23 protein-coding genes are annotated in these 22198 nt (G+C 73.5%); 11 read left to right on the forward strand and 12 right to left on the reverse strand.

Annotated elements, in window-relative coordinates; translation table 11 throughout:
* The first annotated feature begins 9 nt into the window (after positions 1-9).
* Positions 10-1281 (forward strand): cupin domain-containing protein, encoded by a 1272-nt coding sequence (locus tag OG799_RS07880; RefSeq protein WP_406044390.1) that lies wholly within the window; start codon positions 10-12, stop codon positions 1279-1281.
* A 129-nt stretch (positions 1282-1410) separates the two neighbouring features.
* Here OG799_RS07880 and OG799_RS07885 read toward each other — a convergent pair whose 3' ends face one another.
* The 5 genes from OG799_RS07885 to OG799_RS07905 all read right to left on the reverse strand — a co-directional run bounded on the left by OG799_RS07885 (position 1411) and on the right by OG799_RS07905 (position 6504).
* Positions 1411-2079 carry a hypothetical protein gene (locus OG799_RS07885; RefSeq protein WP_406044391.1) on the reverse strand — a complete coding sequence of 223 codons (669 nt, stop codon included), beginning with the start codon at positions 2077-2079 and terminating at the stop codon, positions 1411-1413.
* Positions 2076-4748 carry an FtsK/SpoIIIE domain-containing protein gene (locus OG799_RS07890; RefSeq protein WP_406044392.1) on the reverse strand — a complete coding sequence of 891 codons (2673 nt, stop codon included), beginning with the start codon at positions 4746-4748 and terminating at the stop codon, positions 2076-2078. The genes OG799_RS07885 and OG799_RS07890 overlap by 4 nt, the downstream gene beginning before the upstream one ends.
* Positions 4741-5628 carry a hypothetical protein gene (locus tag OG799_RS07895; protein WP_406044393.1) on the reverse strand — a complete coding sequence of 296 codons (888 nt, stop codon included), beginning with the start codon at positions 5626-5628 and terminating at the stop codon, positions 4741-4743. Before OG799_RS07895 ends, OG799_RS07890 begins: the two co-directional genes overlap by 8 nt.
* 8 nt (positions 5629-5636) lie before the next feature.
* Entirely contained in the window at positions 5637-5897 is a 261-nt protein-coding gene (locus tag OG799_RS07900) for a hypothetical protein (RefSeq protein WP_406044394.1), read from the reverse strand.
* 214 nt (positions 5898-6111) lie between these two features.
* Entirely contained in the window at positions 6112-6504 is a 393-nt protein-coding gene (locus OG799_RS07905; protein ID WP_406044395.1) for a hypothetical protein, read from the reverse strand.
* Positions 6505-6624: 120 nt separating this feature from the next.
* Here OG799_RS07905 and OG799_RS07910 point away from each other — a divergent pair, with 120 nt between their 5' ends.
* The 3 genes from OG799_RS07910 to OG799_RS07920 are packed head-to-tail and all read left to right on the forward strand — an operon-like array spanning position 6625 to position 9703.
* On the forward strand, positions 6625-9171 hold the full coding sequence (locus OG799_RS07910; protein WP_406044396.1) for an ATP-dependent Clp protease ATP-binding subunit: 2547 nt from the start codon (positions 6625-6627) through the stop codon (positions 9169-9171).
* Between the two features lie 14 nt (positions 9172-9185).
* Positions 9186-9353 carry a hypothetical protein gene (locus tag OG799_RS07915; protein ID WP_406044397.1) on the forward strand — a complete coding sequence of 56 codons (168 nt, stop codon included), beginning with the start codon at positions 9186-9188 and terminating at the stop codon, positions 9351-9353.
* The gene (locus OG799_RS07920) at positions 9353-9703 is read left to right on the forward strand and encodes a DUF3140 domain-containing protein (RefSeq protein WP_406044398.1); all 351 of its coding nucleotides are present in this window, start codon (positions 9353-9355) and stop codon (positions 9701-9703) included. The genes OG799_RS07915 and OG799_RS07920 overlap by 1 nt, the downstream gene beginning before the upstream one ends.
* A 55-nt stretch (positions 9704-9758) precedes the next feature.
* On the opposite strand, the gene OG799_RS07925 is transcribed toward OG799_RS07920, so the two are convergent.
* From OG799_RS07925 to OG799_RS07935, 3 genes are all read right to left on the reverse strand, one after another.
* Entirely contained in the window at positions 9759-9995 is a 237-nt protein-coding gene (locus OG799_RS07925) for a hypothetical protein (protein ID WP_406044399.1), read from the reverse strand.
* Positions 9996-10014: 19 nt separating this feature from the next.
* Positions 10015-11007, reverse strand: a complete 993-nt coding sequence (locus OG799_RS07930) for a LysR family transcriptional regulator (RefSeq protein WP_406044400.1) — start codon at positions 11005-11007, stop codon at positions 10015-10017.
* Positions 11008-11085: 78 nt separating this feature from the next.
* Positions 11086-11703 (reverse strand): hemerythrin domain-containing protein, encoded by a 618-nt coding sequence (locus OG799_RS07935; protein WP_406044401.1) that lies wholly within the window; start codon positions 11701-11703, stop codon positions 11086-11088.
* 162 nt (positions 11704-11865) lie between these two features.
* Between OG799_RS07935 and OG799_RS07940 the strand changes: the two genes are divergently transcribed.
* Both OG799_RS07940 and OG799_RS07945 read left to right on the forward strand, forming a co-directional pair.
* The gene (locus OG799_RS07940; RefSeq protein ID WP_406044402.1) at positions 11866-13194 is read left to right on the forward strand and encodes a M20/M25/M40 family metallo-hydrolase; all 1329 of its coding nucleotides are present in this window, start codon (positions 11866-11868) and stop codon (positions 13192-13194) included.
* A 60-nt stretch (positions 13195-13254) separates the two neighbouring features.
* Positions 13255-13908, forward strand: a complete 654-nt coding sequence (locus tag OG799_RS07945; RefSeq protein WP_406044403.1) for a hypothetical protein — start codon at positions 13255-13257, stop codon at positions 13906-13908.
* A 270-nt stretch (positions 13909-14178) separates the two neighbouring features.
* On the opposite strand, the gene OG799_RS07950 is transcribed toward OG799_RS07945, so the two are convergent.
* Together OG799_RS07950 and OG799_RS07955 are read right to left on the reverse strand one after the other, a co-directional pair.
* Entirely contained in the window at positions 14179-14370 is a 192-nt protein-coding gene (locus tag OG799_RS07950) for a DUF5703 family protein (protein ID WP_406044404.1), read from the reverse strand.
* 86 nt (positions 14371-14456) lie between these two features.
* Positions 14457-15428 (reverse strand): aldo/keto reductase, encoded by a 972-nt coding sequence (locus tag OG799_RS07955; protein ID WP_406044405.1) that lies wholly within the window; start codon positions 15426-15428, stop codon positions 14457-14459.
* Between the two features lie 166 nt (positions 15429-15594).
* On the opposite strand from OG799_RS07955, the gene OG799_RS07960 reads away from it, so the two are divergent.
* Both OG799_RS07960 and OG799_RS07965 read left to right on the forward strand, forming a co-directional pair.
* A complete protein-coding gene (locus OG799_RS07960) occupies positions 15595-16647 on the forward strand; it encodes an LLM class F420-dependent oxidoreductase (RefSeq protein WP_406046235.1) in 1053 nt (350 codons plus the stop codon).
* Positions 16644-17480, forward strand: coding sequence for an undecaprenyl-diphosphate phosphatase (locus OG799_RS07965; RefSeq protein WP_406044406.1), 837 nt, complete (start codon positions 16644-16646; stop codon positions 17478-17480). The genes OG799_RS07960 and OG799_RS07965 overlap by 4 nt, the downstream gene beginning before the upstream one ends.
* A gap of 211 nt (positions 17481-17691) precedes the next feature.
* On the opposite strand, the gene OG799_RS07970 is transcribed toward OG799_RS07965, so the two are convergent.
* Positions 17692-18285, reverse strand: coding sequence for a hypothetical protein (locus OG799_RS07970; RefSeq protein ID WP_406044407.1), 594 nt, complete (start codon positions 18283-18285; stop codon positions 17692-17694).
* A 379-nt stretch (positions 18286-18664) separates the two neighbouring features.
* A complete protein-coding gene (locus OG799_RS07975) occupies positions 18665-19717 on the reverse strand; it encodes an LLM class flavin-dependent oxidoreductase (RefSeq protein WP_406044408.1) in 1053 nt (350 codons plus the stop codon).
* Between the two features lie 94 nt (positions 19718-19811).
* On the opposite strand from OG799_RS07975, the gene OG799_RS07980 reads away from it, so the two are divergent.
* The 3 genes from OG799_RS07980 to OG799_RS07990 are packed head-to-tail and all read left to right on the forward strand — an operon-like array spanning position 19812 to position 22092.
* A complete protein-coding gene (locus OG799_RS07980) occupies positions 19812-20327 on the forward strand; it encodes a MarR family winged helix-turn-helix transcriptional regulator (RefSeq protein ID WP_406044409.1) in 516 nt (171 codons plus the stop codon).
* A complete protein-coding gene (locus OG799_RS07985) occupies positions 20324-21028 on the forward strand; it encodes an NADPH-dependent F420 reductase (protein ID WP_406044410.1) in 705 nt (234 codons plus the stop codon). Before OG799_RS07980 ends, OG799_RS07985 begins: the two co-directional genes overlap by 4 nt.
* 44 nt (positions 21029-21072) lie before the next feature.
* Entirely contained in the window at positions 21073-22092 is a 1020-nt protein-coding gene (locus OG799_RS07990; RefSeq protein ID WP_406044411.1) for an LLM class flavin-dependent oxidoreductase, read from the forward strand.
* The last annotated feature ends 106 nt before the right edge of the window (positions 22093-22198 follow it).

A 22198-nucleotide genomic window follows, 5' to 3' on the forward strand; every position in this document is an offset into this window, starting at 1 on the left:
CGGATCGTCGTGACGCACCTCGACCCGCCGGGCGGCCGCGGCCGCCCGGCGGTTCCGTCTTCCGCCACCGACGCCCTCGCCCGGTGCATCTCGGTGGAGCCGGCGAAGTTCGCCGCCGCCCACTGGGGCAGGGCGCCGCTGCTCTCCCGCGCCGCCGAGCTGCCCAACCCGCAGGGCTTCACCGACCTGCTCAGCCCCGCCGACGCCGACGAGCTGCTCAGCCGGCGGGGTCTGCGTACCCCGTTCCTGCGGGTGGCTAAGGACGGCCAGCTCGTGCCGGCGGCGCGCTACACGGGCGGCGGCGGCGCGGGCGCGGAGATCGGCGACCAGGTCCTCGACGAGAAGGTCCTGGAGTTGTACGCCTCCGGCGCGACCCTGGTGCTGCAGGGCCTGCACCGGATCTGGCCCGCGCTGGTCGACTTCGCCCGGGACCTGGGCACCGCGCTGGGCCAGCCGTTGCAGGTCAACGCCTACCTGACCCCGGCCGGCAGCCAGGGCTTCGCCACCCACTACGACACCCACGACGTCTTCGTGCTCCAGGTCGACGGCCGCAAGCACTGGCGGATCCACCCGCCGGTGCTGCCCGACCCGCTGGAGAAGCAGCCCTGGGGCGGGCGGGCCGACGAGGTCGCCGCGACCGCCGAGGGGACCGCCGCGCTGGACGTGGTGCTCGAGCCGGGTGACGCGCTCTACCTGCCGCGCGGCTGGCTGCACAGCGCCCAGGCCCAGGAGTCCAGCTCGCTGCACCTGACCGTCGGCATCCGGGCGCTGACCCGGTACGCCCTGGTCGAGGAGCTGCTCGCGCTCGCCGCCGAGGACCCCCGACTGCGTGCCGGGCTGCCCTTCGGCACCGACGTCGCCGACCCGGACGCGATCGAGCCGGAGCTGACCGAGACGGTCGAGGCACTGCGCGACTGGCTGCTGCGGGCCGACCCCGCCGCGATCGCCGCCCGGCTGGGCAATCGGGCCTGGCCGGCGGCCCGCCCAGCTCCGATCCGCCCGCTCGCCCAGGCGGCGGCACTGGCCGCGCTGGACCCGGACAGTCGGGTGACGGTGCGGGCGGGCCTGCGCTGGCAGCTCACCCCGACCGGCGACGGCAAGGTGGCCCTGCGCCTCTTCGACCGCACCATCACCCTCCCCGGCACCTGCGAGCCGGCCCTGCGCGCCGTCCTCACCGGCGAGGTCACCCGCGTAGGTGACCTCCCCGGCCTCGATGACGACGCCGACCGCCTCGTCCTCGCCCGCCGCCTCCTCACCGAATCCGTCCTCACCCCCACCTGACCCCCCCGGCACCCCCCGGGCACCCCCCCGGACCACCCCGTCGATCATGAAGTTGTTGTCGCGACACGCCGGGCCGGACGACAACGATTTCATGATCGGGAGAGGGTGAACCCGGGGGAGGGGAGGGGGTCAGCGGGGGGCGACGGTGAGTAGGAGGACGGTGGTCAGCAGGCCGGCGAGCAGGGTGACGATGATCGGGCGGGGTCCCAGCATCGCGTGCCGGCGGTCGGCCAGCAGGCGAGCCGGCGCCAGCCCCAGCAGCGGGCCGACCAGGGTCACCACCAGCGCCAGCACCGGCATCCCCACCGCCAGATCGCCGCCGTTGCCCGCGCCGACCGCGCGGGCGCCCGCCCCCAGGGCGTACGCGGCCACGGACCCGCCGACCCCGCACAGCGCCAGCAGCGGGTTGACCGAGCCGGGCAGCTCGCCCGGCTGCCGGGTGCGGTCCAGCAGCTCCCGCACCCCGCGCAGCAGCGGCACCGGATCGCCGGTGGCGTCCCGGGCCGGCCCCGGCGGGTCACCGAGCCGGCGGGCGCCCCCACCCAGCCGGACGCGGAGCTGCTGCCACAGGTGCGCGGCTTCCGCGTCGACCCGTTCCACCAGCTCCCGCGCCTCGGCCACCTCCGCCTCGGCGCGGCGGACCTGCGCTGCCGCCTCGGCCACGGCCCGGTCCGCGGCGGCGATCTGCTGGGCGTACCAGCCGTGCGCCTCGGCGCGCTGGGTGGCCCCCCGCGCGGTCAGCTCGGCGAGCCGACGGAGCTGGGCGGTGTACGTCTCACTGGCGACCGGTTCGTTCATCGGGACGGACCATAAGGGATGATCACCTGTCCGGTGCGGTGCGCCGCACGGTCGAAGTAGAGTCCCCGCCACGGCCGGGGATACCAGTCCGGCCCGCCGCTGCCCGGGTAGAGCGAAGAGCCCAGCTCCCCGCCCTGCACGTCGAGCGCCACCCACGCGCCGATCTGGTCGGTGCGGGCGGCCGGCCCGCCCAGGTCCACCCGCATCCGCGCCACCCCGCGCCACCAGGCCAGCACGTGGGTACGCCGTTCCGGCCCGTCGTGCAGGATCCGCCGCAGCTGCTCCAGCCCGGTCCGCCGCCCGGCCTTTCCGGCGAGCTGACCGGACGCCGCGTCGACCGCGTAGAGCAGCAGGTAGTGCGGGGTGTTGCGGGTGCCCGGCGCGCCGAGCGAGTCGCCCACCTCGGCCATCAGCTCGGGGAGCGTCTCCTCGTCGTACCAGGCCGCGTCGTCGGCCAGGTCCTCGTAGAGGGCCCGGGCGGCCGGGTCGGCGTCGGGGTCGAGGCAGGCGATGGAGAACCGGGCGGTGCCGGGGCGGTGCTGGCGGGCCAGCGACCGGGCGGCGGCGTCCAGCACCGCGCAGGCCTCGTCGACCCGGGTGCCGAGCACCGCCAGGTTCCGGCCGGGGGCGCGGGGCAGTCGCAGCGCCGCCGACCGGGCCTGCACGTCGATGATCTCCCCGAGCAGGGCTACCGGGCTGCGCGGCACCCCCTCCTCGGGCGCGGTCAGCGCCCGGAAGTCCGGCGCGTCGGCGAGCCGCGGGACCGCATCGCCGTCGAAGAGCCGGGCCGGGGCGGCGTCGGCCGGCCGCATTCGCCACAGCCGGTGCTGCAGCTCGCTCCAGGACTCCCAGTCGCTGGCCGACGGGATCCGGGCCACCTCGTTCCCCTCGGCCAGCCCGGACTCGGCGTTGACCACGGCGTGGTGCCGGGGCAGCGACTGGGCGGCGTCGTTGCGCTCGGCCAGGATGCGCAGCGCCTTGGGCAGCGCGATGCGCAGGGTGAACTGGGCGACCAGGGCGGGCCGCCCCCACAGCGCCTCGATGCCGCGCACGTCCTGCGAGGCGAGCACCAGGTGGATGCCCTGCGAGCGGCCCCGCCGGGCCAGGTCCTCCAGCAGGTCGGCGGCCTCGCGGGCCACCACGTCCCGGCCGGCGAGCAGTGCCTGGAACTCGTCGACCACCGCGACGATCCGCGGCCAGTGCCCGGTCGGGTCCACCGCCCGCAGCTCGGCCAGCTTGGTCACCTCGTGCTTCTTGGCCGCGTCCGCCCGGCGGCGCAGCTCCTCGGCGAGGAAGCGCAGCAGCGCCAGCCCGAACTCGCGGTCGGTGTTGACGTTGATGCCGACCAGCCGCATGTGCGGCAGCCAGCTCGGGTCCCGCCGGCCCTGAGCGAACCGGGCGAAGGACACCCCCTCCTTGAAGTCCAGCAGATAGAACTCCAGCTCGGCGGGGGAGTAGCGGGAGGCCAGCGCGCCGATCCAAGCGAAGATCAGGTTTGTCTTGCCGGTGCCGGACGGACCACCGATCAGGGCGTGCGGTGGGTAGTCGCCGAGGGTGAGCAGCACCGGCCGGCCGTGCGGGCCCTCGCCGATCGGGGCGGTCAGCCCGTGCGCCGAGTCCTCCTGCCACATCCGTTCCGGCGGCGGGAGCAGGTCGGCGAAGGGCGCCGGCGGCGGGCCGGCGTTGACCCGGGTCGCCACCTCCCGGCAGGTCTCGGTGACCAGGGTGGCCGGCGGCGGGTCGTCCAGGGTGACCGGCAGCCCGCCGATCCGGACGCCGTCGGGCTCCACCACGATCCGGGAGACGGTCGGGTCGTCGGGCAGCTCGATGCCACGGACCACCAGGTGCACCCCGCACGCGGCGCCGGTGCGGACCACCCGGTCCAGTTGGCCGCGCTCGTGCCGGGACAGCTCGTCGCCGCCGAGCAGCACCGCCACCCGCCACGGCTCCGGGCGGCGGCCGGTCGCCGCGGCCAGCTCGCGCAGCGAACCGTACTCACCGGCCAGCACGGTCTCGTTGATCCGGCGGATCTGCTCCACCAGGTCGTCCAGCAACCGGCCCAGCCCGCCGGGGCCGACGAAGGCGAGCAGCCCGGCGGTGCCCAGCGGGGCGAACCCGGCCAGCCCGCCGCCGAGGTGCTCCGGGTCGTACCCGAAGAGGCGCACCGCGCCCGGGTCGGCGCGGCCGACGGAGCGCAGCAGCAGGGCCGGCACCACCGCGGCGATGCCCGCGCCGTCACTGCCGGCCAGGTGCACGTGGCCCGCGTCCAGCAGCGGCACCAGCGCCGGCACCGGCTCGGCGTCGGGGATCCGGACGGTGCCGATCCGCACCGCGCCGGGCGGCTCGGCCCGGCCGGCGGGCGTGACCCGCCACCGCGACCAGGGCGCCGAGGCCGCGCCGGGGGCCTCGCGCTGCGCGGCCGCCGCGGCCCGGCGGGCCAGCGCCGCGATCCGCGCGGTGTGGCGGGCGTCGATCTCGGCCAGCCGGCGGTCGCGGGCCTCGCCGACCCGATCCGGTACGGCCGCCGCGGCGCGCCGCACCCGGGCCAGCCGTTCCGTGCCGGCGGTCAGTTCGGCGTCGGCGGCGGCCAGCCGGTTGCGGGTCGCGCCGAGCGCCTCGGAGAGCATCCCCCGGACCCGGGTCACCAGTTGACCCCGGACGTCAGCCATCGGAGCTCCGGGCCGGCTGGCGCTCGTCGGCGTCGGTCGGCAGGTCCCGGCCGAGCCGGGCGAGCAGCACCCCGGTGACCACCCCGGCGGTGACCGCCGGGTCGGCGGCGTGCGGCTGGTCCTGGTCGCCGGAGCGGCGGGGCGGGGGCATCCGGCACACCCGGGTGAGCAGGGTGTCCAGCACCGGCGGCGGCAGCCCGGGCAACAGGTCCCGGACCCGGCCGGCCAGCTCCCGGCGCAGCCGGCCCAGGTCGTCGGCCCGGGGCGGGTGGCCGAGGAGTTCGCCGGCCAGGTCGCGCAGCAGCGGCGGGGCGACCGCGGCCAGCCCGAGCCCGACGTCGGCGTGCGCCCGGCGCAGCTCCGTGTGCAGCCGGTCCCGATCACCGGCGCGGATCCCGGTGACCACCCGGCGCAGCAGCTCGCGGGCGTCGTCGACCCGCTCGTCCGGCGCGTCCGGCGGACCTTCCCGGCCGCCGGTCAGCTCCGCCACCCGCACCGACCACCAGCGCCGCATCGTCGGGTCGGCGCCCCGCTCGGGCGCCGCCCCCGGCGCCGGCGGCGGCACGTCCCGGGGCGCGTCGTGCTTCGGCCGCCGGTCCTCCGGCTTCGGCGCGGGCGCGCCGTCCACGGCCAGTCCGATCGCGGCCAGATAGCCGGCCAGCTGCTCCTGGGCCACCCGCAGCGCGTACCCGGCGGTCTCGGCGTGCTCGGTGGCGGCGGAGAGCTCCGGCGCTCCCATCGGGTTCGCCGACTCCTGCCGGACCCAGCGCAGCCGCTCGGACGCCTGGCCGAACTTCTCCAGCGCCAGCGCCAGCGGGGCGAGCGGCAGCTCCTCGGCAGCGGCACGGACCTGCGCGCCGACGTCCTCGATGATGGACACGGCCGGCCCTAGAGGGTCGACACGTAGAGCTGCGCCTGCTCGACCGCCACCAGTGTCGCGGCGAGGCACTCCTCCAGCTCCTGGCTGGCCTGGGTCAGCGAGGACTGCGCGGCCTCGACGGACTCGTGCCCGCTGCCCTCCAGCGCGCCGGCCAGGGTCTGCTGCGCCTCGGCCAGCTTCTGGCCGGCCGCCTGCACGGCTGTCTGCCCGTCACCTATCTGCTGGAGGGCGACATCGATGGCTGCCTTCAGCTCGGCGACGCTCGCCACGGGGACCTCCTGGGGGCGGGGAGATCTCCATTACAACCCATCCCGGGAGGTGAGCGAAAATCCGCCCTCGCGGTGTTCCTGCCCGGCTGTCCGATTCGGCGGTTGACGTGCGGAAAGGCCCGCCGGCCGGGCCGGTCGCGGTCCCGTCGACGGTCCGCCCGGTCCGGTCCACGGGTCACCCTCGTCCGGGTGCAGTGGCGAACCGGCGCGCCGGTCAGCCGTCGGCCGGGTCCGGGCGGAGCCAGCGGGGGCCGTACACCTCGGCCCCGAGCGCCCCCACCCGGGCGCGCAGCTCACGGTCGGCCGTGACCACCACCCGGCGGCGGCCCGGCGCAGCCGCGACCAGCTCGACCATGGTGTCGTCGCCCGATCCGGGCGCGGAGACCACGCGCACCCCCGGTACGCCGGGGACGTCCCGTGCCGCCCCCTCCACCACCAGCACGACCTCCACCGGCGGGGGCAGCTCCGGCGGCACACCCCGCTCGGTCAGCGGCACGAGAGCGTCGCGCAGCCGGGCCGCCGCCCCGGCCCGGTCCCGCCACCAGCCGTTCGGGCGGGATCCGACCACGTTGGCGCCGTCGACGATGAGCAGCGGAGCGGTCTCCATGCCCCCAGCGTGCCACCCGGGGGCGTTTGTCGCGCCGAGCGCCGGGTAGCCACCGCCGACCGCGCCGCGCCCACGGGTTGCCTTCGGCGACCGTGCCGCGCCCGACTCCGGAGGACAGAGATGATGGGACCCGGCGACTTCGGCTCCGACCCGTGGGACGAATTCCTGGCCCGCTACTTCGGCCGGAGCGAGGGGGGACGCCGGCCGGCGCACCGGGTCGACATCACCCGGCTGATGACCGCCGACGCGCGGGAGATGCTGGCCGACGCGGCCCGCCGGGCGGCCCAGAAGCACAGCAACGACCTGGACACCGACCACCTGCTCTGGGCGGCGCTGCAACGCGAACCCCTGCGCGACCTGGTACGCCGCGCCGGGGCCGACCCGGACGCCCTGGTCAACGCCCTCGGCGGCCGCGGCGACGGCGCGCCCCGCGGCGAGGTGCCACCGAACCTGTCGCTCACCCCGGCGGCCAAGCGGGCGCTGCTCGACGCCCACCAGCTCTCCCGGGCGATGGGCGCCAACTACATCGGCCCTGAGCACATCCTGATGGCGCTGCCCCTCAACCCGGAGTCGCCGGCCGGCCGGATGCTCGCCGCCGGCCGGATCCAGCCGGAGTCGTTGCAGGCGGCCAGCGCGGAACGCGGCCCGTCGGGCGGCCCCAAGCCGGACCGCGGCACCCCGACGCTGGACCAGTACGGCCAGGACCTCACCGAGCTGGCCCGGCTGGACCAGATCGACCCGGTCATCGGCCGGGCCGACGAGATCGAGCAGGCGGTGGAGATCCTGTCCCGCCGGACCAAGAACAACCCGGTGCTGATCGGTGAGGCCGGCGTCGGCAAGACCGCCATCGTGGAAGGGCTGGCCGAGCGGATCTGCGACGGCGACGTGCCGCAGACCCTGATCGGCAAGCGGGTGGTGCAGCTCGACCTGGCCGGCCTGGTCGCCGGCACCCGCTACCGCGGTGACTTCGAGGAACGGCTGAAGAAGGTGATCGACGAGATCCGGGCGCACCGGGACGAGCTGATCATCTTCCTGGACGAGATCCACACCCTGGTCGGTGCGGGCGGCGCCGGCAGCGAGGGCGGCATGGACGCGTCCAACATGCTCAAGCCGGCCCTGGCCCGCGGCGAGCTGAGGGTGATCGGCGCGACCACCCTCGACGAGTACCGCAAGAGCATCGAGAAGGACGCCGCCCTGGCCCGCCGGTTCCAGCCCGTGCTGGTCCCCGAGCCCAGCGTCGAGGACACCGTCGCCATCCTGCGCGGCCTGCGCGACCGGTACGAGGCGCACCACCAGGTCCGCTTCACCGACGAGGCGCTCGTCGCCGCCGCCGAACTCTCCGACCGGTACGTCACGGACCGGTTCCTGCCCGACAAGGCGATCGACCTGATCGACCAGGCCGGCGCCCGGGTCCGGCTGCGTACCCGCACCCCCGCCGCCGATGTGCGGGAGCTGGAGCAGCAACTCGACGAGGTGCGCCGGGACAAGGAGCAGGCCGTCGCCGACGAGCAGTACGAGCGGGCGTCCCAGCTGCGCGACCGGCTCGCCGAACTGGAGGACCAGATCCGCCGCGCCCGCGGCGACGAGGGTCCCAACCAGGTGCCGGAGGTCGGGCCGAAGGAGATCGCCGAGGTGGTCTCCCGGGCCACCGGCATCCCGGTCAACCAGCTCACCGAGGAGGAACGCGACCGGCTGCTGCGGCTGGAGGGGTACCTGCACGAGAAGGTGGTCGGTCAGGACGCCGCGGTCAGCGCCGTCGCCGAGGCGGTCCGCCGCTCGCGGACCGGGCTGGCCGACCCGGACCGGCCGATGGGCAGCTTCCTCTTCCTCGGCCCGACCGGTGTGGGCAAGACGGAGCTGGCTCGCGCGCTGGCCGAGGCGCTCTTCGGCGAGGCGGACCGGATGGTCCGGGTGGACATGAGCGAGTTCCAGGAACGGCACACCGTCAGCCGGCTGGTCGGCGCCCCGCCCGGGTACGTCGGCTACGAGGAGGCAGGCCAGCTCACCGAGGCGGTGCGCCGCCGCCCGTACGCGGTGGTGCTGCTCGACGAGATCGAGAAGGCCCACCCGGACGTGTTCAACATCCTGTTGCAGGTGCTCGACGACGGCCGGCTCACCGACAGCCAGGGCCGGACGGTGAACTTCAAGAACACCGTTCTGATCATGACGAGCAACCTGGGTTCGGAGCTGATCACCGGCACCCAGCGTACGGTCGGCTTCGGGGCCGGCGAGCCCGGCGGCGAGCAGGAGGCCACCGAGCTGCGGGAGCGGCTGATGCGCCGGCTGCAGGAGAACTTCCGGCCCGAGTTCATCAACCGGATCGACGAGGTGATCATCTTCCAGCGGCTGGAGGCCGAGCAGCTGCGCCAGATCACCGAGCTGCTGCTGGAGGAGACCCGGCGCCGGCTGCACGCCCAGGACATCCAGGTCGAGTTCACCACCGCCGGGATCGACTGGCTGGCCGAGCACGGTTACCAGCCCGAGTTCGGCGCCCGGCCGCTGCGCCGGGTGATCCAGCGGGAGGTCGACAACCGGCTCTCCCGGATGCTGCTGGAGAACCAGATCTCGCCCGGCCAGAAGGTCACCGTCGACGCCCGCGACGGGCAGCTCGCCTTCGACGTGACCGCCGGCGACTACACGGCGGCGACGACGTCCCACCCGCGATGAACCGGAGGGCGGAGATGACCGAACCGGAGGAGTCCCGGGAGGACACCGAGCGCAGCGAACCGATTGTCGCGCCCCCGACGGCGAACCCGTCCCGGGTCAAGGTGCCGCCGGAGGGGCTGAAGCAGCGGACCGACGAGGGCGAGCCGGCGCCGTCCGGGCCGCCGGCGGAAGAGGAGGCGTGATGGTACGCGAGAAGCGGCTGGATCCCGAGGTGGAGGTGCTCTGGGACGACTTCCACGCCGAGGTGAACGTCCCCTCCGAGCAGCTGCGGCAGTGGCTGCTCACACGGGGGTCGGGCGAGGAGGCGTTCGGCCCGAACCCGGACATGGACCTGCCGGAACCGGGCCGGCAGATCCTCCACGTGCTCAGCAAGCGGAAGGTGGACCTCACCCCGGAGGACATCGAGGTGATGCGGGACGCCATCGACCGGATCCGGTCCCTGACGGCGGAGAAGCCGGGCCGGGGCAACGCCGACGACGAGTGGCGGCACTCCCTGCTCGACCTCGGTCACGACGTGCTGGTCGAACGCTGAGCCGACACCGCGACGGCACCCGGGACGCGGCCCGGGTGCCGTCGCGCGTGCGCGGTTACTCGGATTCCATGCTGGGCAGTTGCAGGCCGGCCGCGTCGGCGGCGGCCTGCCGGTCGAGGCGGGCCCGCTCCTCCCGGGTGAGCAGGTTGGCGTACTCGGTGATGTCGGCCGGCTCCGGCACGTCGGGCAACCGGCGCAGGAAGGTCTCGACGTCCCGGGAGGCGGCGGAGTGCGCGGCGGCCGCCTGGCGCAGCAGCTCCCGCTGGTCGGCCGCGGGGTACAGATCGGTCATGCTGCCCTGATACCCGCCGTCAGGCGGTTCGCACCCCGCCGGGCCCGGCCGTCGGCGCCTGGGCGCCGAAGTCCGGGTGCCGCAGCAGCCAGGCCAGGTAGTCGGGGTGTGGCGCCAGCGAATCCGTGTACGCGGCCACCGCCGTCTCCAGCACCGTCTCGGCGGCCCGGGCGGCCGGCGCGTCCGGGTGCCAGCCCAGCAGCAGCCGCCAGCGCAGCGGCGTCCCGGCCAGCCGGCGGGTGACCAGCCCGGCGACCGGGCGGAAGGTGGCCTGGCAGAGCGCCACCGCCTCGCCGGCCTCGACCAGGTCCACGCAGCCGCGGACGTCCGTCTCGTACACCTTCCGCGGGGTGAAGCCGGCGCGGGCGCAGGCGGCGGCGAAGCAGTCGCCGAAGCAGCCGTCGCCGGGCGCCGCCACCCACTGCTCCCGCCGCAGGTCGGCCAGCCGCACCTCCGCCCGGTCGGCCATCGGGTGGGTCTGCGGCAGCAGCACCAGGACGGGGTCCACGGCGACCTCCCGCCAGCTCAGCCCGAACTCCGCCGACGGGGTCGAGTCGCCGCACACCCCGGTCAGCACGAAGTCCAGCCGCCCGCCGGCCACGAGCTGGGCCAGCTCGTCCCCCGACCAGGAGGCGTACGTGGTGATCTGCAGCTGCGGCTGCTCGGCGGCCAGCCGGTGCACCAGCCGGCCGAGGATCGGGCTGTTCACCCCGCCGAACCGGTACCGGCCCAGCGGGTCACCCGCCCCGGCCAGCCGCGCCGCCTCGTCCTGCAGGCCCTTCATCGCCGGCAGCAGCACCCGGGCCCGGGCCAGCACCAGCTCGCCCAGGGCGGTGGGGCGGGCACCCCGGCGGTCCCGCTCGAACAGCGGCCCGCCCAGGGCCCGCTCGATGCGCTGGAGCTGGGCGGTCAGGGCCGGCTGGGCCAGGCCGAGCGTGGAGGCCGCCTTGGTCACGCTCCCCGTCTCCGCGATCGCGCAGACCACCCGCAGGTGTCGCAGCTCCAGATTCATACGGTGACCGTAGGGCCACGCACCGACGGACGGAAGGGTCGAACGGCATTGGCCTTACCCGATGCCTTCCGGCGCCGGTCAGGCCTTCGGCCGCCGCTTCAGGTCCGCCAGCTGGGTACGCCGGCCGGACACCGCGTCCCGCAGCTTGTCCACCACGCCCACCGCCGGTTCCACGATCTTGTTCCAGGGCGGGGTGGCCGGGGTACCGGGGTGCGGCCGGGTCGGCGCCGCCTCCTCCGCGATCTGCCAACGGTTGCCCAGCCGGATCAGCTCGGCGTCGGTGGCCACCCCGCGCAGCGGAGTCACCAGCGCGGCGACCCGGCTGACGTGCCGGCGTACCCGGTCGGCCACCTCGGCCAGCGCCGGGTCGTCCGGCCCGGACAGTCCCTTCAGGGCGGTGAGCAGCGCGGCGTCGGCCTCGATCTCCCGGTCGACCAGGTCGGCGCTCGCCGGCACGGCGGCCCGGGCGGCGGGGAAGAGGTACTGCTCCTCGGCGGAGAGATGCCGGGACACCGCGGCGGTGAGCACGTCGACCACCTCGCGACGGCGCTCCGCGGCCAGGCCCGGCTCGGTGGCCTGGTCGGCCAGGCCGACCAGCTGCCGGTGCTCCCGGTCGACGAGCTCGGCCAGGCTGCGGCCGCCGGGCCGGTACGCGTCGTCGGCGGCGGGGGGCAGCGGGGGCAGGGGGACGGTCATGGTGCCCTCCTCGACTGGTGGCCGGCGGGATACGGCGGGGGCCCGGCGGCCCGGCGGGCGGTGCGGGGACGACTGCGCCGGTACCCGGACGCGCTCGCGGCGAAACCGCGGCCGGCCGGGCGGGGCGCGCCGGCGGGTCGCCCCGGCTGGTATGAAGGGCCCATGACGAGCGACGCCGCTTCCGCCCGACCCGACCCCACCGCCGAGGTCGTCGACCTCTGCCGCGACCTGCTGCGGATCGACACCACCAACACCGGGGACAACGACACCAGCGTCGGTGAACGGCGCGCCGCCGAGTACGTGGCGGAGAAGCTGGCCGAGGTCGGCGTCGACGCGGAGCTCCACGAGTCGGCGCCCGGCCGGGCCAACCTGGTCGCCCGGATCCCCGGCACCGACCCGGGCCGGGACGCGCTGCTGGTGCACGGCCACCTCGACGTGGTGCCCGCCGACCCGGACGAATGGTCGGTCCACCCCTTCTCCGGCGAGATCCGCGACGGCTACCTGTGGGGCCGGGGCGCGATCGACATGAAGGACTTCGACGCGATGGTGCTCGCCGTGGTCCGTGGCTGGCAGCGCGCCGGGGTCCGCCCGGCGCGGGACATCGTGCTCGCCTTCACCGCCGACGAGGAGGCCGGCAGCGACTACGGCGCGCACTTCCTCGCCCAGCGGCACCGGGGCCTCTTCGACGGCTGCACCGAGGCGATCGGCGAGGTGGGCGGCTTCTCCTACTCGGTCAACGAGTCTCAGCGGCTCTACCTCATCGAGACCGCCGAGAAGGGCATCGACTGGCTGCGGCTGCACGCCAAGGGCCGCCCCGGCCACGGCTCGATGGTGCACGACGACAACGCGGTCATCGCGCTCGCCGAGGCGGTCGCCCGGATCGGCCGGCACCGCTTTCCGGTGGTGATGACCGACACCGTGCGGGCGTTCCTGGAGGAGGTCTCCGACGTTCTCGGCATCGACATCGACCCGGACGACCCGGAGACCGCCATCGCCAAGCTCGGCCCGATCGCCAACATCATCGGCGCGACCATCCGCAACACCGCCAACCCGACCCGGCTGGCCGCCGGCTACAAGGACAACGTCATCCCCGGCCGGGCCACCGCCACCATCGACTGCCGCAGTCTGCCCGGACAGTCGGAGCTGCTGGAGCGGCAGCTGCGCGAGCTGATCGGTCCGGACATCGCCATCGAGTACATCCAGCGCCAGCCGGCCCTGGAGACCACCTTCGACGGCGATCTGGTCGACGCGATGTCCGCCGCGCTGCGCGCCGAGGACCCGGGTGCCCGCCCCGTGCCGTACATGCTCTCCGGCGGCACGGACGCCAAGGCGTTCTCCCAGCTCGGCATCCGCTGCTTCGGTTTCGCGCCGCTGCGGCTGCCCGCCGACCTCAATTTCTCCGGCCTCTTCCATGGCATCGACGAGCGGGTCCCGGTGGACGGGCTACAGTTCGGCGTGCGGGTTCTCGACCGGTTTCTCCGCAGTTGCTAACCGTGTCCGCGGCGTCACCGCCGACGCGGATTCTCCCCCATCGCGAAGGGACTGCCTCACATGACCGACCAGCACGGTGAGCTGGACGCCGCACTCGAGCGCGTGATCGCGGCGGCCCGTGCCCACCTGGCCGCCGTCCGCGCCGCCGAGGGCCGGATCGACGACGACGACGTCTGGCAGGCGTACGTCGCGTTGAACAACGCCTCGTTCGCCTACGACGAGCAGCTGCTCGACGCGTACGGCGAGGTCACCCCATGGGACGTGGAGTCGATCGACCCGGACGAGGCCGACCAGCGCTTCGGCGGCGCCGAGGGTGTCGAGGCGACCGACCCGCACCCGCGGGTGATCTCGGTGCGGCAGCGCCGCGACTACCGGGTGCCCAGCGTGGCCGCCCTGATCCGGGTGGCCGAGGCGGCTCGCCGGGAGGGCACCCCGGAGGAGGACGAGCCGGCCCCCGTCGAGGGTGTCGGCGAGGCGGTGCTGGAGCTGCTGCAGAGCGGCGACGGCTCCCTCAGCGCGCTGGACGTCCCGGAGCTCGAACCGCTCGACGGGGTGGTGATGGTCAGCGAGGTCGGCACCCCGGTCGACCTTGAGTCCTTCGACGACGACGACCCGGTGGGCCCGTTCCAGCCGGCCGCCGACGACCGCCTCGTGGGCCGGCTCGACGAGCACCCGTTCCTGGAACTGGACGAGGAGCACGACCACGCCCACTAGGCCGTGCCGCCCCCGGGGCGCGGACCGCACGGCCCGCGCCCCGGGCCGGCCGGGTGTCGAGGCACGCCGGCTCAGTCGAGACCGCGCCGGCCCGGCGTCCAGAACGGCTTGACGATCACCGCGGTACGTGGCCAGCCGCGCTCCGCCAGGAGGTGACGGCGTACGGCCTGACAGGCGTGTGCCTCCTGGCGACGTACGCGACGCCGGGGGGCGCGCTGCCCGGCCCCGGCCGGGCTTACCGCGCGTAGAACACCGCTGCCCGCCGCGGTGCTAGTACGACAGGCCCGGCTGCGGCTGGTTGATCCGCCGACGGCGCAACATCACCTGCCGCGTACCGTCCCGGAACAGCCGCACCCGGGCCAACTCCCATCCGGAGAACTCCGCCTGGATCGCCAGCTGCGCCGTGGCGGTCACCCGGTCGACATTCGGCGGCAACCGCAGCGGCGCGTATTCGTAGTCCATGCGTTCCATGCTGCCCAGCCAGGCGGTGGTTCGCCACCCCCTGACGGTGATCCACGTCGCCTCCCGCCGGACGGCCCGGCCCGACCTCAGCCGTCGCGTTCCGGGTAGCCGACCGGGACCGCGGCGACGTCGTCGAGCGCGGTGACGATCTCCTCCGGCAGCGTCATCCGCTCCACCTGGAGCGCGCCGAGCAGCTGGCCGACCGTGCGGGCGCCGAGGATCGGGGCGGTCACCCCCGGCCGGTCCCGGATCCAGGCCAGCGCCACCTCCAGCGGGGAGACGCCCAGCCCGCCGGCGGCCGTGGCCACCGCCTCCACGATGCTGGAGCAGCGCGGCTCCAGGTAGGTGGCGACGAACCGCTCGAAATGCGGCGACGCGGCGCGGGAGTCCGCCGGCCGGCCGTGCCGGTACTTGCCGGTGAGCACCCCCCGGCCCAGCGGCGACCAGGGCAGCACCCCCAACCCCATCGCCTCGCAGGCCGGCAGCACCTCCCGCTCCACACCCCGCTCCAGCAGCGAATACTCCACCTGGGCGGCCACCACCGGCGCCCGTCCCGGCCACGCGGCCTGCCAGGCGGCGGCCCGCGCGGTCTGCCAGCCGGAGAAGTTCGACACCCCGACGTAGCGGGCCTTCCCGCTGGACACCGCGTGGTCCAGCGCGGACAGGGTCTCCTCCAGCGGGGTGTCCGGGTCGTACCCGTGCACCTGCCAGAGATCCACATGGTCGGTGCCGAGCCGGCGCAGCGACGCGTCCAGGGTGCGCAGCAGGTGCCCGCGCGAGCCGTCCCGGCGGCGGCCGCTGCCCGGGCGCAGCCCGGCCTTGGTGGCGATCAGCAGGTCCTCCCGGGGCACCAGGCTGCCCAGCAGGGAGCCGATGACCGATTCGGCGTCGCCGTCGGCGTACACGTCGGCGGTGTCGACGAGGTTGCCGCCCGCGTCGAGGTAGCTCTTCAGCTGGGCGGCCGCGTCGTCGGCGTCGGTGTCCCGTCCCCAGGTCATGGTGCCGAGCGCGAGCCGCGAAACCGCCAGCCCGCTTCGGCCGAGCGGTCGCTGTTGCATGGGTGAACCTTATTTCGAACCCGGCGTCACGGATATCCTCGCCTGGAGTCAAGTTCCTGCTCGGCCTCCCGGTCGATGTGACGCGATCGTGGTGAGCCGGTGATCACCGCTCCCAGCCGCATTGCGTAACCTGATGCGACCTGTGGTGCGGACGGTGGGAGGACCAGTGCGACTCGGGCTCAGCCTCGGATACCAGACGGCGTGGAGCACGCCGGCCGATCACCTGGCGCTTGCCCAGGAGGCGGACCGGCTCGGCTACTCGGTGGTGTGGGCGGCGGAGGCCTACGGCTCCGACTCGCCCAGCATGCTGGCCTGGATGGCCGGCCAGACCCAGCGGATCGACGTGGGCGCCGCGGTGATGCAGATCCCCGCCCGGACCCCGGCGATGACCGCGATGACGGCGGCCACCATCGACGCGCTCTCCGGCGGCCGGTTCCGGCTCGGCCTCGGCGTCTCCGGCCCGCAGGTCTCCGAGGGCTGGCACGGGGTCCGCTTCGCCAAGCCCCTGGCCCGCACCCGCGAGTACGTCGACATCGTCAAGCTGGCGGTCGCCCGCAAGGAGGTCGCGTACGACGGCGAGCACTACACCCTGCCGCTGCCCGACGGCCCCGGCAAGGCGCTGCGGCTGGGCTTCCACCCGCCCCGCGAGCACATCCCGATCTACCTCGCCGCCGTCGGCCCGAAGAACCTCGAACTCGCCGGTGAGATCGCCGACGGCTGGCTGGCCGTCTTCTACGCTCCCGAGTTCGCCGAGGAGCAGCTCGCCTCCGTGCGGGCCGGCCGGGCGAAGGTCGGCAAGGACCTGACCGGCTTCGACGTGGTCCCGTCGGTCCCGGTCGTGGTCGGCGACGACGTCGCCACCTGCGCCGAGCTGGTCCGCTGGTACGCCGCCCTCTACGTCGGCGGCATGGGCAGCCGGCAGCAGAACTTCTACAACCAGCTCGCCACCCGGATGGGCTACGGCGACGCCGCCCGCGAGGTGCAGGACCTCTACCTGGCCAAGCGGCAGCGGGACGCCGCCGCCGCGATCCCGATGGAGTTCATCGACCGCACCTCGCTGCTCGGCCCGAAGGAGCGCATCGCCGAGCGGATGCGGGAGTACGCCGCCGCCGGCGTCACCACCCTGTCGGTGACCCTCTTCGTCGCCGACCGGGACAGCGGTGTGCAGACCCTGCGTACCGTCGCCGAGGCCCTGGACCTTTCTGGAGTCGGCGAGTGACCTGGGTCGAAGCCATCGTCCTGGGCATCGTCCAGGGGCTCACGGAATTCCTGCCGGTCAGCTCCTCCGGCCACCTGCGCATCACCTCGGCCATCTTCTTCGGGCGGGACGCGGGCGCGTCCTTCACCGCAGTGACCCAGCTGGGCACCGAGTCGGCCGTGCTGATCTACTTCGCGAAGGACATCTGGCGGATCGTCCGGACCTGGCTGCTGGGCATCCGGGACCACTCGGTCCGCGCCAGCCTCGACTACCGGATGGGCTGGTACGTCATCGTCGGCACCATCCCGATCGGCCTGTTCGGGTTCCTGTTCAAGGACCAGATCCGCACCGCCGGCCGCAACCTGTGGCTGATCTCCTTCACGCTGATCTTCTTCGCGTTCGTGCTCGCCTTCGCCGAATACTGGGGGCGGCAGACCCGCACCCTGGAGAACTTCCGGCTCCGCGACGGCGTCGTGATGGGCTTCGCCCAGGCCATGGCGCTGATCCCCGGCGTGTCCCGCTCCGGCGGCACGCTCACCTTCGGCCTGCTGCTCAGCCTGACCCGGGAGGCGGCGGCCCGGTACTCGTTCCTGCTGGCCATCCCGGCGGTGGTGATCTCGGGGGTGTTCAGCATCCCGGACGTCTTCGAGCCCTCCGCGCCGGGCACTGCCGCACCGAGCGTCGCACAGATGATCGTCGCGACGGTGATCGCCTTCGCCATCGGCTACGCGGCGATCGCCTGGCTGTTGCGCTACGTCGCCCACCACACCCTCTACGTCTTCGTGCTCTACCGAGTGGCGCTGGGGACGCTGGTCCTGTCCCTGCTCCTCACCGGGACGATCAGCGCTACCTGAGTTTCTGGTTGCGGTTGGGGGCTGGGGGCGACCGTGCCCGGCTTCGGGCGGTCAGGCTTGATCCCTGCGCCGGGGACGGTCGCCCCCAGCCCCGACCTTGGTCCCGGTCCGCCCGACCGTCGCGGTTTTGTTTGGGTACGTGGAAACGCCGCTGGCCGGCACCCCGTTCTTCGGGTGCCGGCCAGCGGCGTATCGCGTGTCTTCGGTTGGGTCAGCTGTTCCAGTTGGCGGCGACGAGGTCGGCGGCCTGCTGCTCCCACTGGGCGTAGGCGTCCGGGTACGCCGACACCTGCACCGTCTGGGCGGCCTCGGTCAGCGGCATGTCCTGCCAGCCGTCGACCTGCTTGAGGCCCTTCTCGAAGGCCAGGGTCGAGTACTCGGGGTTGGTGATCTGCTCCGGCGTACCCCAACCACTGGACGGGCGCTGCTGGAACAGGCCCAGCGAGTCGTGGTCGTTGGCGTCACCCAGGTGACCCAGGTTCTCCAACTTCGACTCCTGCAGGGACGTGGCGATCGAGATGACCGCGGCCCGCTCCGGCAGACCGGCCTTCTTCGTCGCGGCGATGATCGCCTTCGCGTTGCCGGTCTGCTCGTCGTTCAGGGTGATCTTCGACTGGGCGCCCTGCACACCGTGCGGGATCAGCTTCGCCTTGTCGACGCCCGGCTTGTCGGCCTGCACCGCCACCGCGACCGGCTTGCCATCAACCGGGGTGGCCGCGTGGGCGGCGACCGGGCCGGCGAACACGCCGCCGGTGAAGGCCAGACCAGCGATACCGAGAATGCTCTTCCGCATGATCGTGTTCATGATGAAGCTCCATTCGGGGGTTGGCGTCACACCACCGACGGGGGTCAGCGGCAGACGCAAGCACCGTCAGGCGCTCAAAAGCACAAGGGGGAAAGTCTCTGCCCGGTCCGACCGCGGGGCGGGGCCTCTTCGCGGCGCCGGGACCATGTGTAACGACCGGCGGCCCACCATCATTCCCGGGGACCGTCCGGCCCGGTCGAGGGGGCCAGGTACTCGGTCGTACGCGATATGTAACGACCCCGGCCCGGCCAGGATTCCGGCCCTGGGATGCCACCGGTCACACCCACAAATCGGACAACCAGGCGTGGACCTCACAGCGGCCGGCTCGGGCGTTACCCCAGGGGCAGGACTCGGACACCTTCGGTCATCTGGTCGGCCGCTACCGCTGAGCGAGTTGTTCGCGCACCCTGGGTGCGACCTCGGTGCCGAAGAGACGGATGTTCTCCATGAGGACGGCGTGCGGCATCGGACCCATGCCGTACTTGAGGTCGAAGCGGCTGGCGTCGAGGGCGGTCATGGTCCGGACAATGCGCCGGGCGACGGTCTCGGGCGAGCCGACGTAGAGGGAGCCGTACTCGACCTCGTGTTCGAAGTACTCGCGGGTGATCTCCGGGAACCCGCGCTGCCGGCGGGCGTCGAGCATGAACGTCTCATAGGTCGGCCAGTACTCCTCCTTCGCCTGTTCGTCGGTGGCCGCGACGTGCCCGGGCGAGTGCACCCCGATCGGCAGGGGCGCGATGCCCGCCTGCCCGGTTGCCGCCCGATAGAGCTCGGAGAGCCGGGCGAAACGGGCGGGGTTGCCGCCGATGATCGCGAGCATCAGCGAGAACCCGTGCCGGGCCGCGCGCACGACGGATGCCGGGTTCCCGCCGACGCCCACCCAGGTCGGTAGCGCCCCGCTGGCGGTGCGCGGATAGACCTGAAGTCCCGGCAGGGCGGCGCGCGTGGTTCCCGACCAGGTGACGGTTTGCTCCGTGCGCAGTCGGGCGAAGAGTTCGAGTTTCTCCTCGAACAGGCGGTCGTAGTCGGCGAGGTCGAAGCCGAACAGCGGGAACGACTCGATGCTGGAGCCGCGGCCGAGGATCACCTCGGCGCGGCCGGACGAGAGCGCGTCGAGGGTCGCGTACCGCTGGAACACGCGCACCGGGTCGTCCGAACTCAGGACCGTGACCGCGGACCCCAGGTGGATGCGGGAGGTCCGGGCGGCGATGGCGGCCAGCACCATGTCGGGTGCGGACAGCGGCATTTCGGCGATGTGGTGCTCGCCCAGCCCGAAGAAGTCCAGCCCCGACTCCTCCGCGAGGACCCCCTCCGCGACCAGCTCGCGGATGTTCTGCGGCTGGCTGAGCAGCTTGCCGTCGCCGCCCAGGGTCATGTCCCCGAAGCTGTCGACACCGACCACGACCGGGTGTCCACCACGCTTGCTCATCATCGCCAACTCCTCGGCACTGTGATTGACGCATCAAACATTGACGCGTCAATCATATTGGCTAAGCTTGACCGGTCAAGGAAATGAGGTGACCGACATGAGTGACGACGGCCTCTCCGTCGCCAGTCCGTCCCGGCGGCGGATGACGAGCAGTGAACTCGCGGTCTGGCGGATGCTGATCGACACCACGACCGAGCTCGGGCGGATCCTGGGGGCGCAGCTGGTGCGGGAGTCGGATCTCTCCCCGGCCGACTACCACGTGCTTCTCGCGCTCAGTGAGGCAGCGGGGCGGCGGCTGCGGTCGTCGGAGCTGGCGGCGACCATCGGCTGGGAGCGGAGCCGGCTCTCCCATCACCTTCGCCGCATGGAGCGACGCGGTCTCATCCGTCGGCGCGACTGCGCCACCGACAGCCGCGGTTCCGAGGTCTTCCTGACCGATGACGGGGCACGCATGTTCTCGGGTGCGACCGCACCCCACATGAGGGCCATCAAGCGGCACTTCGCCGACGCCCTGACGCCCGAGCAGTTCGCGGCGCTCGCCGACGTGCTACGGACGCTGCAGCGTCATCTCCATCCCGAACCGACCACCCCCGCTGAGGTGACCCGGCCATGACGGCCAACCCTTCGTCCACGCCAGGGCTGCCGCGGATCGCCGTGCTCGGTGCGGGACACACCGGTCCGGTGATCGCGCGGGTCGCGGTCGCCGCCGGCTATCCCGTGTCGATCGCGGCCTCCGGCGACCCCGAGAAGATCGCCCTCATCACCCAGGTGCTGGCTCCGGGAGCCGAGCCGCGATGGGCGGTGGATGCCGTCGCGGACGCCGAGGTCGTGGTGCTGGCGATACCGCTGCACAGGTTCGCGACCCTCGACCCCGCCCTGGTGGCCGGCAAGCACGTCGTCGACACGATGAACTACTGGCCGCCAACCGACGGCGTCCAGAGGATGTTCGACGATCGCCGGTACGGCAGCAGCGAGATCGTCCAGCGCCGACTGGCCCGGTCGACGGTCGTCAAGACCCTCAACCACATCGGCTACCACGAACTCGAGGACGACCGCCGTCCGGCTGGTTCGCCGCAACGCCGCGCGCTCGGCGTCGCGGGGGACGATCCCGGCGCCGTGAAGGTCGTGGCGGAGGTCATCGAGGGCATCGGCTACGACGTCGTCCGGCTCGACAGCCTGAGCGCCGGACGCCTCCTTCAACCCGGCGGCCCTGTCTTCGGAGTGTCGCTGCGCCGTGCCGAGTTCGAGACGGCCCTGGCCGCCGGAACCGTACCGCACCATCCGTTCCCCAACCAGGAAAGAGATCCATCGTGACGACAGCACCTTCGGGCGCGGGCACATCCGGAACGTTCCCACTCGTGCTCGGCCTGGACACCTTCGGCGACGTCACCCATGACGAGGACGGCCGCCCCCTCTCCCACGCCCAGACGATCAGGAACCTCGTCGAGCAGGGCGTCCTCGCCGACCAGGTCGGCGTGGACTTCTTCGGGATCGGTGAACACCACACCGACGACTTCCCGCTCTCGGCAGCCGACGTGGTGCTCGGCGCGATCGCCGCACGAACGAACCGGATCCGCCTCGGGTCGGCGGTCACGGTGTTGAGCTCCGACGATCCGGTAAGGGTGTTCCAGCGCTACTCGACGCTCGACGCGGTCTCCGGCGGGCGTGCGGAGGTCATCCTCGGTCGAGGATCGAGCATCGACTCCTTCCCGCTCTTCGGCTACGACCTCACCGACTACGAGCAGCTCTTCGAAGAGAAGGCCCAGCTCTTCGCCGAGCTGCTCAAGGGCGGGCCGGTCACCTGGGAAGGCAAGATGCGTGCCCCGCTGCACAACCAGGATGTCGTGCCGCACACCGAGTCCGGACCCTTTCCGGCGTGGATCGGCGTCGGTGGCAACCCCCAGTCGGTCGTCCGCGCCGCGCGGTACGGGTATGCGCTGATGCTCGCGATCATCGGTGGGTCCTCGGCGCGCTTCGCACCCTTCTCCCAGCTCTTCCATCGGGCTCTGGCGCAGCTCGGGCAAGCCCCACGGCCGGTCGGAGTGCACTCACCCGGCCATGTCGCCGCCACCGACGAGCAGGCCCGCGCGGAGTTCTGGCCGCACTACCAGGAGGTCATCCGCCGCGTCGCCAGGACACGCGGATTCGCCGTGCCGACCAAGGAGTCCTTCCTGTACGAGGTCGGGCCGCACGGGTCGCTCTACGTCGGGTCGCCCGAGACCGTGGCCCAGAAAATCGCGGCGAACCTCACCGTCCTCGGCGCGAACCGCTTCGAGCTGAAGTACGGCATGGGCGGCCTCTCGCACGGAGCACTCCTGACCGCCATCGAGCTCTACGGCACCCGGGTCATCCCGCGCGTCCGCGAGCTGCTGGCCTGAGCGACGGCCCGGAACCGGGTGGGCTGGCCGCAGCTCGCCGGCCCGGTTCCCGCGGGCGCATCCGAAGCGCAGAGTGAAGATTGTTGGGTCAAGCAACTAGAATGAC

This window comes from Micromonospora sp. NBC_00898, from assembly GCF_045207895.1.
GTDB lineage: Bacteria > Actinomycetota > Actinomycetes > Mycobacteriales > Micromonosporaceae > Micromonospora.